Genomic DNA, 9,082 nt, shown 5'->3' on the forward strand with positions numbered 1-9,082 from the left:
TATCCTCTACTCAAATTCATCCCAGCCATCAAGCTGGCGTCGCTCTCGCTGCATTTCACGCTGGAAAATCTCTTCCAGCTCGCGCCTGGCTTCCCGGGCACGAGAAATTTGTACCGTATCGGTGTGGATAGGGATCAGCTCACGCAACATGCTCATATCCAGCCGACGGAAATGCAACTGGGCACGCTGCGCCTGATGTGGGTGCATCCCCAACGACACCAACGTTTTTCGCCCCAGTTCCAGCGCGCTGGAGAAGGTTTCGCGAGAAAACTGCGTCACTCCAGCCTGTAATAACTCATGCGCCTCTACACGTCCGCGCGCGCGCGCAAGAATATGTAAATGCGGAAAATGCTGTTGGCACAATTCCACCAACTTCATCGTATCTTCCGGCTCGTTACAGGTAATGACAATCGATTGGGCTGCTTCTGCGCCAGCTGAACGTAAAAGCTCCACCTGCGTGGCATCGCCGTAATACACCTTATATCCGTATTTACGCATCAGGTTAACCGCGCTGATATCCCGCTCCAGTACGGTAATGCGCATTTTATTCGCCATCAACAAACGGCCAATAACCTGACCAAAGCGGCCAAACCCCACCACGATCACCTGCGGCTTATCGTCTTCCACCCAGGGCTGTTCATCTTCCTCATCCGGGCCGTTGAACTGGCGAGAGAGCCATTTATCAATCAGCTTCATCAACAAGGGCGTGGTCATCATCGACAGCGTGACAGTTACCAGCAAAAGTGCCATTTGATCGCCCTGAAACAGCCGCTGGGAAGATGCCGTTGAAAACAGCACAAACGCAAATTCTCCGCCCTGGCTTAGCACCCCCGCAAATTGCATCCGCTCCGAGCTTCTCATGCCGTTCAGCCGCGCCAACACATAGAGCACCAGCGTCTTCACGATGACCAGTACCATCACGCTCGCCACTACCCACAAAATATGGGTATAAAGCACGCCAAGGTTAAGTGACATCCCCACCGAGATGAAAAATAACCCGAGCAAAAGCCCTTTAAAGGGATCAATCGCCGTTTCCAGTTCATGTCGATATTCACTTTCCGCCAGCAGCACGCCAGCGATAAACGTTCCAAGCGCCATCGACAGGCCCAGCGCATCCATAAATAACGCAGAGCCCAATACCAGCAGCAGCGTGGCTGCGGTAAATACTTCTCGCACGCCGGACCCCGCAATAAAGCGAAATACCGGACGCAGCAGATAGCGTCCGCCAATCAACATGCCAGCAAAAGCCAACACTTTCATGCCCACTTTGATCCAGTCAAAATGCTCATCGGCTGATCCTGCTAACAGCGGAACCAGCGCCAGTGCGGGAATGACCGCCAGATCCTGAAACAGCAATACCGAAAAACCCAGCTGTCCGGATTCACTGCGGTTCATCCCCTTCTCTCGCATTAACTGGAGCGCCATTGCGGTTGATGACATCGCGAGGCCAATGCCGCCCACTACCGCCGCCTGCCAGGAAAAATTCGTCAGCATCAGCAGGCCGGCCAGAATCACCGCGCTGAGCATCACCTGCGCGGCCCCGACACCAAAGATAGAGCGTCGCAGTTGCCACAGTTTGGCGGGGTTAAGCTCCAGCCCAATAATGAACATCAGAAAAACCACGCCCAGCTCGGAGAAGTGCAGAATTTCATCCACGTCGCTGATGAATCCAAGTCCCCATGGGCCAATAGCGATTCCCGCCAGCAAGTAACCTAACACCGGTCCAATACCCAGCCGCGATGCCAACGGCACCGCAGCCACCGCCGCGAAAAGGAATAGCACTCCCGCAGTCAATAAATCAGAACCTTCCATCAGCGGCCTCCCACAGGAATCGGATTTGCCAGCCATTCACCATACGCTTTGGCATGGCTGTCCAGTTCCTGCTTCGTTTGCCGTCTGGCCCAGTAAACGATGATGGGACTCATCCAATGCATCCGGCACATACCGGCCGTTAGCTCAAAGGGGCGCAGCACATCGCTCATTGGATAGCGATTCAGCGCGTCATAGCGGTACGCACTTTCGGGCTCACCGGTGGTGATGACGCTCCGCCAGTACTTTCCCGCCAGCTGATTCCCTCCCTGCCCGCTGGCAAACCCACGGCTCAGCACGCGGTCAAACCACTCTTTAAGCAGCGCCGGGCAGCTATAGGTATACAACGGATGCTGAAAAACAATCACATCATGGTCACGCAGCAGCGCCTGCTCATGCGGGATGTCGATAAAAAAATCGGGATAGTGCGCGTAAAGATCGTGCACGGTAACATTACTGAGCTGCATGGCCGGTTTAAGCAGTACCCGGTTCGCAACCGAGTCCTGAGATTCCGGATGGGCATACAGCAGCAAAACTTTCGCTGGCTGGAACATCATCCCCCTCCCGGTTATGTCTTTGTCTATTTTCGACGTTTTGGGCTACCATTGCGCCTCGGTGCGGCAAACCGCCCACACATTACATTATCATAATGATAAATTAACATAGTCTGAACATACGGCGCCTTATGATTGTTTTCTCCTCGTTACAAATTCGTCGCGGTGTGCGCGTCTTGCTGGAAAATGCCACGGCCACCATTAATCCAGGCCAGAAAGTCGGTCTGGTGGGTAAAAATGGCTGCGGTAAATCTACCCTGCTGGCATTGCTGAAAAATGAAATCAGCGCTGACGCCGGAGGATTTACGTACCCTGGAAACTGGCAACTCGCGTGGGTGAATCAGGAAACGCCAGCATTACCACAGCCTGCGCTGGAGTACGTGATTGATGGCGACCGCGAGTATCGTCAGCTGGAAGCACAGTTAAACGATGCCAACGAACGTAACGATGGACATGCGATTGCCACCGTGCACGGCAAACTGGACGCCATAGACGCCTGGACCGTTCGCTCACGTGCCGCCAGCCTGCTGCACGGCCTCGGTTTCACTAACGAACAGCTTGAACGTCCGGTCAGCGACTTCTCCGGCGGCTGGCGTATGCGTCTCAACCTGGCCCAGGCGCTGATTTGCCGTTCAGATCTGCTGCTGCTCGATGAACCGACCAACCACCTCGATCTTGACGCCGTTATCTGGCTGGAAAGATGGCTGAAAAGCTACCAGGGTACGCTGATCCTGATCTCCCATGACCGTGACTTCCTTGATCCGGTGGTGGACAAAATTATTCATATCGAACAGCAAACCATGTTCGAGTACACCGGCAACTACAGCGCATTTGAAGTGCAGCGATCCACTCGCCTTGCACAACAACAGGCGATGTACGAAAGCCAGCAGGAGCGCGTGGCGCATCTGCAAAGCTATATCGATCGTTTCCGCGCGAAAGCAACCAAGGCAAAACAGGCGCAGAGCCGTATCAAAATGCTGGAGCGCATGGAGCTGATTGCCCCGGCTCACGTCGATAACCCGTTCCATTTCAGCTTCCGCGAACCGGAAAGCCTGCCTAACCCGCTGCTGAAAATGGAGAAGGTCAGCGCAGGTTATGGTGAGAACATTATTCTCGACTCGATCAAGCTGAACCTGGTGCCGGGTTCGCGCATCGGCCTGTTAGGGCGCAACGGTGCGGGTAAATCCACGCTGATTAAACTGCTGGCAGGAGAGCTGGCTCCGATAAGCGGCGAAATCGGTCTGGCGAAAGGCATTAAACTCGGTTACTTCGCCCAGCATCAGCTGGAATTTTTACGTGCAGATGAATCGCCGATTCAGCATCTGGCCCGCATGGCGCCGCAGGAGTTAGAACAGAAGCTGCGTGATTACCTCGGCGGCTTCGGCTTCCAGGGCGATAAAGTCACCGAACAGACTGCCCGCTTCTCGGGTGGTGAAAAGGCACGACTGGTGCTGGCACTGATCGTCTGGCAGCGTCCGAACCTGCTGCTGCTCGATGAACCGACCAACCACCTGGATCTCGACATGCGCCAGGCGCTGACTGAGGCGTTGATCGATTTCGAAGGCGCACTGGTTGTTGTGTCGCACGACCGTCACCTGATTCGCTCCACCACCGATGACCTCTATCTGGTGCACGACAAGAAGGTCGAACCGTTTGACGGCGATCTGGAAGATTATCAGCAGTGGCTGAGCGACGTGCAAAAACAAGAAAACCAGGGCGACGAACCGGCCAAAGAGAGCGTCAACAGCGCCCAGGCACGTAAAGACCAGAAACGCCGCGAAGCCGAGCTACGCAGCCTGACGCAACCGCTGCGTAAAGAGATTGCCCGTCTGGAAAAAGAGATGGAGAAGCTACACGCACAGCTGGCGCAGGCGGAAGAGATGCTCGGTGACAGCGAACTGTACGACCAAAGTCGCAAAGCCGAGCTGACCGCGTGTCTGCAACAGCAGGCCAGTGCGAAGTCGGGGCTGGAAGAGTGTGAAATGGCCTGGCTGGATGCGCAGGAACAGCTTGAGCAGATGCTGGCCGAGTAAACGTGATTGCCGGATGCGATGCTAAACACCTCATCCGGCATTTTTTCTTTTGAATCAATGCTGCGTCGCCAGACGCTGACGAATTTGCTCGAAGTGCTCACGGTTTAAAAGCTTACCGTTGAGAAAACGGGTTTTCAGCTCGCCTTCCTGCTCCTGTTCCCAACTCTGTTCATCATGCAGACGTAATTCACCCTGTTCATCACGCGTAACGCGCAGCAACCCGCGGGCAGAACGCTTCAGGCCATTATCGGTTTTCGGCTCCTTAAAGATGGTCCGTCCTTTGCCATTCACTTCTCCCCAGGTCGCCTTCATCGCAAAACCGAAGGTATCGCGCGTGTTGTACTGATAGGTAAACGATCCCACCCCGAACACCACGTTTGAGCTGGCAAATCCTTTGGCCTCCAGGCGACGCAGGATCTCATTCGCCCGCTCAAGGGTGATGGAATCGCCGTAAATCAGCCCGACATGTGGGTCGAGCACCTTATACCCTTTGGCGTTAATCGTACCGCCAAAAATCTCCCACAGCACCTCCACAGAGCCTTTCTCCTGCGGGGTGCGATCGGCGCTGTTATCATCATCCGCGCCGGTGCCGCACAGAATATCTACCGGGTTGCCGCTGTCCGGACGGAATACCACCCGCCCCTCACGCGCCAGAATGAGGCCCTTCAGTTCACGGGTATATTCCGTCAGCACCTGCCAGTAGTCCCAGGTATCGGAAACTATCGACACAAACCCCTGCGGATAGATATCGGCAATCAGGCGGCGGAAAGTCTCAATCTCGTGTTCACGCTCACCCATACACATCACGCTGTGCTCGGTGGCAGGAATGCTGGCGCCGATAAAATACGCCTCACCGTCGGTGTAGTAATCACGGGCGTACAACAGAGAGGGAATACTGTCAGTGCCTTTAAAGCTCAATAAATGCCCGCTACCCGCCTGCATGGAGTCCTGCAATCCGGACATGCCGCGAAACGAAAAGTCATGACACTGGAAATCAAGGTGCGTCAAATCGCTGCAGGTTTTTTCTGCCCAATGCGCGCAGATTTTGCGGTAGTGGTGGGCAATTGTCGCATTGGTTGACGCTTTCCACAGCTCCGCCGACAACACCGTCTCAAGGTAATTCACCAGCCAGAAAAACTCAGGTTGGGTGTTGATGATGGTTAATACTGGCACCGCCATTGGCACCTTGCTGCCTTCGTCCAGCGCCTTAATATGCAGCGGCAGATAACCCAACTGATGCAGCGCACGAATGTGATCGACCGCCACCGCATCTTTTCCCAGATAACCGTCCATCACCTGCTTGTATTCACTGACCACCTCTTCCTGCGGTCGGGCAAAGAACGCCTCGTTAAACAGATCGACCAGAAACCACTGCAAAAATCCCTGCAGACCAAAGAACACCAGCTTGCCATCCGGTAGCGGTGACGAGAAAAAGCGATCGCTGCGCGGAGTAAAGTTGGAATAGACCCGGCTGGTGCCCTGCGGATACTGCACGCGGTGAGACACTTTGTAGCCGTCGATAGCTAAAATTGGATTCATTTTCATAACACGTGTCTCCCTCAGGCGCGGTAAATCGCGTCAATATCGATAAGTTCAAGCTGCGGATGGGCCAACGTAGAAACCGCTAGCGACGTGGTGGTGTAGATGGCGTCAATACCGTTAGCAAACAGGTGCTCAACCCCCTTAGAGAAGATCCCGTGGGTGACGTACAGGCTGACGCTGCGGGCACCGGCATCACGCAATACCTGCGCAGAGCCAATGAACGTACCGCCGGCGTCACACAGGTCGTCGACAATCAGCACATCCCGACCCTTAACGTCACCTGCCACCAACGTAAAACCCGTCAGATTACCGCTGGCAACATCGCGTTTTTTGCTCAGAATGGCGTACTCTGCAACCCCTGCGGCTCTGGCAACAGCATCAATTTTCTTCAACGCGCCGGCATCAGGTGCCACCAGCATCAGCGCATTTTGCGTAAACTGGCGCTGCAAGGTCGTACTTTGCAGCAGGCAGACGTCCTGTGGAAGAGAGACAAAATTATCTATTGCTGCCGCCGCCGCGTCGCTGTGTGGGTCAAGCACTTTCACCTTGTCGAACTGCAGCGTATTAAGCTGACGGGCAAAGACCTTCAGCGCAAAGCTGTCGCCCGCAACCATATGTCGGTCCTGTCGCGCCCACGGCAGCCAGGGAAGTTCAAGGTGGCTGACCAGTACATCGGTTTGATGACGCACCGCCTCCACCAGCTGCGCCAGCAGCATAAAGTCATTCATGTCACGCATCGCCGTGGCGCGAATGCGCATCAGACGAGCGAAGGATGGCAACGCATCGGTGACTTTTAACCAGACGGCCCCATCAGGAAAAATGCCGCTGGTAATGGCGTAAGCCTGGTCATCCAGAGTTAATGCTAATTGTACGCTCATCTCGCTTCCCCTTTTAATTATGTCCCTTCGACACAATTAATAATGTCCTTAAGACACATATTAAGCAAGCAAAGAATGCATTCTTTTTGAATATGGCAATAATCTACTGATAAGCAACGAGAAAAAATCGCACCTTGCCCCCCGATGCCGGGCTGGTACACTTGGCGGCGTTACACATCATCGTGAGTACTTTATGACCACCGAAGCCGAATACCTGAATCAGTATGATGCCCGCCGCTTTCCCTCTCCGCTGGTGACGGTGGATAGCGTGTTATTTACCCTGCATCAACAGGCGCTCTGCGTGTTGCTGGTCGAACGGGCAAACCAGCCGCAAAAAGGATGTTGGGGATTACCCGGCGGCTTTATCGATATGGCACACGATGATTCCACGCGCGCCACAGCGCTACGAAAACTCACTGAAAAAACAGGTGTTTCACCTTCCTGGCTGGAACAACTGGACACATTTTCCGGGCCAGATCGTGACCCGCGCGGCTGGAGCCTGACGGTCACCTGGTTTGCACTTATCGCCTGGGTGGACTGCGAGCCGCATATCACCAGCGTCAGCGATGCCCGCTGGGTACCCGTGGATAAGCTTGCCGACTATCCGCTGGCCTTCGATCACCAAAACATCATTGAAGCCGCCCTGCACCGCTTGCGGCAAAAAACGATGTATTCTTTACTGCCCGTTTACTGTTTACCGGATACCTTTACCCATGGTCAGCTACAGGAAGCTACAGAAGTTATCCTCGGCCAGTCGATTCAGCGCAAAAGCCTGATCCGCCGCTTTGAAGCATCAGGTATGTTTGAAGATACCGGTGAAAGTATGGCGACAGGCACGCGAAAAGCCCGCCTGTGGCGACGTAAACCGGGCGTGGAAATTCATCTTTTTTCACGTAACCTGCTGGCCGAATAAGCACAAAATCACATATTGGCTAACCTGCACACGCTGTGCGCGGTATAGTTATTCTTTCCGATTATTAATTGCTCTGGTGTTATGGTTGAAATCACGTCCACAGAAATGACCCCACCTACTGACGATTCGCGAGAATTCCGCCCTATGCGTGGTATCAGTAACCGTCACCTACAGACGATGTTGCCACGTTTAATACGCCGTAAGGTGAAGTTCGACGCCCACTGGCAGCGTCTGGAATTACCCGACGGTGACTTTGTCGATCTGGCATGGAGCGAAGATCCACAGCAGGCCAAACATAAGCCGCGTCTGGTGGTTTTTCACGGTCTGGAAGGAAGCCTGAACAGCCCGTACGCCCACGGCCTGATTGAAGCGGCGCAAAAGCGCGGCTGGCTCGGTGTAGTGATGCATTTTCGTGGCTGTAGCGGCGAGCCAAATCGCCTGAATCGTATTTATCACTCTGGTGAAACAGAAGATGGCACCTGGTTTTTACACTGGCTGGAGCGCGAGTTTGGACGCGTGCCAACCGCTGCAGTAGGCTATTCGCTCGGCGGCAACATGCTGGCCTGCCTGCTGGCAAAAGAAGGCAACGACATTCCAATTGATGCCGCAGTGATTGTCTCTGCGCCTTTCGTACTGGAAGCCTGTAGTTATCATATGGAGAAAGGTTTCTCCCGCGTCTACCAGCGCTACCTGCTCAATCTGCTGAAAGCCAACGCCTCACGTAAACTGGAAGCATACCCGGGGTCGCTGCCAGTGAGCCTCGCGCAATTAAAATCCCTGCGTCGTATTCGCGATTTCGACGATTTGATCACGGCTAAAATCCACGGTTTTGCTGATGCTATAGATTACTATCGTCAGTGCAGCGCCATGCCACTGTTGAATCGGATCGCCAAACCGACGCTGATTATCCACGCCAAAGACGATCCGTTTATGGATAGCCATGTCATCCCACAACCCGAGAATCTGCCCCCGCAGGTGGAGTATCAACTCACCGAGCACGGTGGACACGTCGGATTTATTGGCGGCACGTTACGTCGCCCTGAGATGTGGCTGGAATCCCGTATTCCAGACTGGCTGACAACATATCTGGAGGCATCATCATGATGATTCCCTGGCAAGACATCTCCCCGGAAGCGCTGGACAACCTGATTGAAAGCTTTGTCTTGCGCGAAGGCACCGATTATGGTGAACATGAACGCTCGCTCGAACAAAAAGTCGCCGACGTCAGACGCCAGTTACAATCAGGTGAAGCTGTGCTGGTATGGTCCGAACTGCATGAAACGGTCAACATAATGCCGAGGAAACAGCTTCACAAGTAATCCGCTGCCGACGGCTGACTATAATAAAAAACCA

The 9,082-nt window shown here is 54.2% G+C and carries 7 protein-coding genes and 1 pseudogene; 4 read left to right on the forward strand and 4 right to left on the reverse strand.

Translation table 11 applies throughout. The features are described from left to right. Positions 1-6: 6 nt before the first annotated feature. On the reverse strand, positions 7-1,812 hold the full coding sequence (gene kefB / locus ACLJXE_RS02945; RefSeq protein ID WP_410750037.1) for a glutathione-regulated potassium-efflux system protein KefB: 1,806 nt from the start codon (positions 1,810-1,812) through the stop codon (positions 7-9). Continuing rightward, complete coding sequence (gene kefG, locus ACLJXE_RS02950; protein WP_410750250.1) at positions 1,812-2,363, reverse strand: glutathione-regulated potassium-efflux system ancillary protein KefG; 552 nt, start codon at positions 2,361-2,363, stop codon at positions 1,812-1,814. Before kefG ends, kefB begins: the two co-directional genes overlap by 1 nt. Positions 2,364-2,494: 131 nt before the next feature. Between kefG and ACLJXE_RS02955 the strand changes: the two genes are divergently transcribed. Continuing rightward, positions 2,495-4,396 carry an ABC transporter ATP-binding protein gene (locus tag ACLJXE_RS02955; RefSeq protein ID WP_410750038.1) on the forward strand — a complete coding sequence of 634 codons (1,902 nt, stop codon included), beginning with the start codon at positions 2,495-2,497 and terminating at the stop codon, positions 4,394-4,396. Between the two features lie 54 nt (positions 4,397-4,450). Here the strand turns inward: ACLJXE_RS02955 and ACLJXE_RS02960 are convergent, their stop codons facing one another. Both ACLJXE_RS02960 and prs read right to left on the reverse strand, forming a co-directional pair. Next, positions 4,451-5,941, reverse strand: coding sequence for a nicotinate phosphoribosyltransferase (locus ACLJXE_RS02960; RefSeq protein ID WP_410750039.1), 1,491 nt, complete (start codon positions 5,939-5,941; stop codon positions 4,451-4,453). Positions 5,942-5,955: 14 nt separating this feature from the next. Next, on the reverse strand, positions 5,956-6,816 hold the full coding sequence (gene prs, locus ACLJXE_RS02965) for a ribose-phosphate diphosphokinase (RefSeq protein ID WP_410750040.1): 861 nt from the start codon (positions 6,814-6,816) through the stop codon (positions 5,956-5,958). Positions 6,817-7,009: 193 nt separating this feature from the next. Between prs and ACLJXE_RS02970 the strand changes: the two genes are divergently transcribed. The 3 genes and pseudogenes from ACLJXE_RS02970 to ACLJXE_RS02980 all read left to right on the forward strand — a co-directional run bounded on the left by ACLJXE_RS02970 (position 7,010) and on the right by ACLJXE_RS02980 (position 9,048). Then, positions 7,010-7,729 carry an NUDIX hydrolase gene (locus tag ACLJXE_RS02970; protein ID WP_410750041.1) on the forward strand — a complete coding sequence of 240 codons (720 nt, stop codon included), beginning with the start codon at positions 7,010-7,012 and terminating at the stop codon, positions 7,727-7,729. Positions 7,730-7,764: 35 nt separating this feature from the next. After that, positions 7,765-8,833 (forward strand): annotated as a pseudogene (locus ACLJXE_RS02975) (hydrolase). Further along, positions 8,830-9,048 (forward strand): YheU family protein, encoded by a 219-nt coding sequence (locus tag ACLJXE_RS02980; protein ID WP_410750042.1) that lies wholly within the window; start codon positions 8,830-8,832, stop codon positions 9,046-9,048. The pseudogene ACLJXE_RS02975 and the gene ACLJXE_RS02980 overlap by 4 nt, the downstream one beginning before the upstream one ends. Positions 9,049-9,082 lie beyond the last annotated feature (34 nt).

This window comes from Citrobacter sp. U14242, from assembly GCF_046555775.1.
Lineage (GTDB): Bacteria > Pseudomonadota > Gammaproteobacteria > Enterobacterales > Enterobacteriaceae > Citrobacter.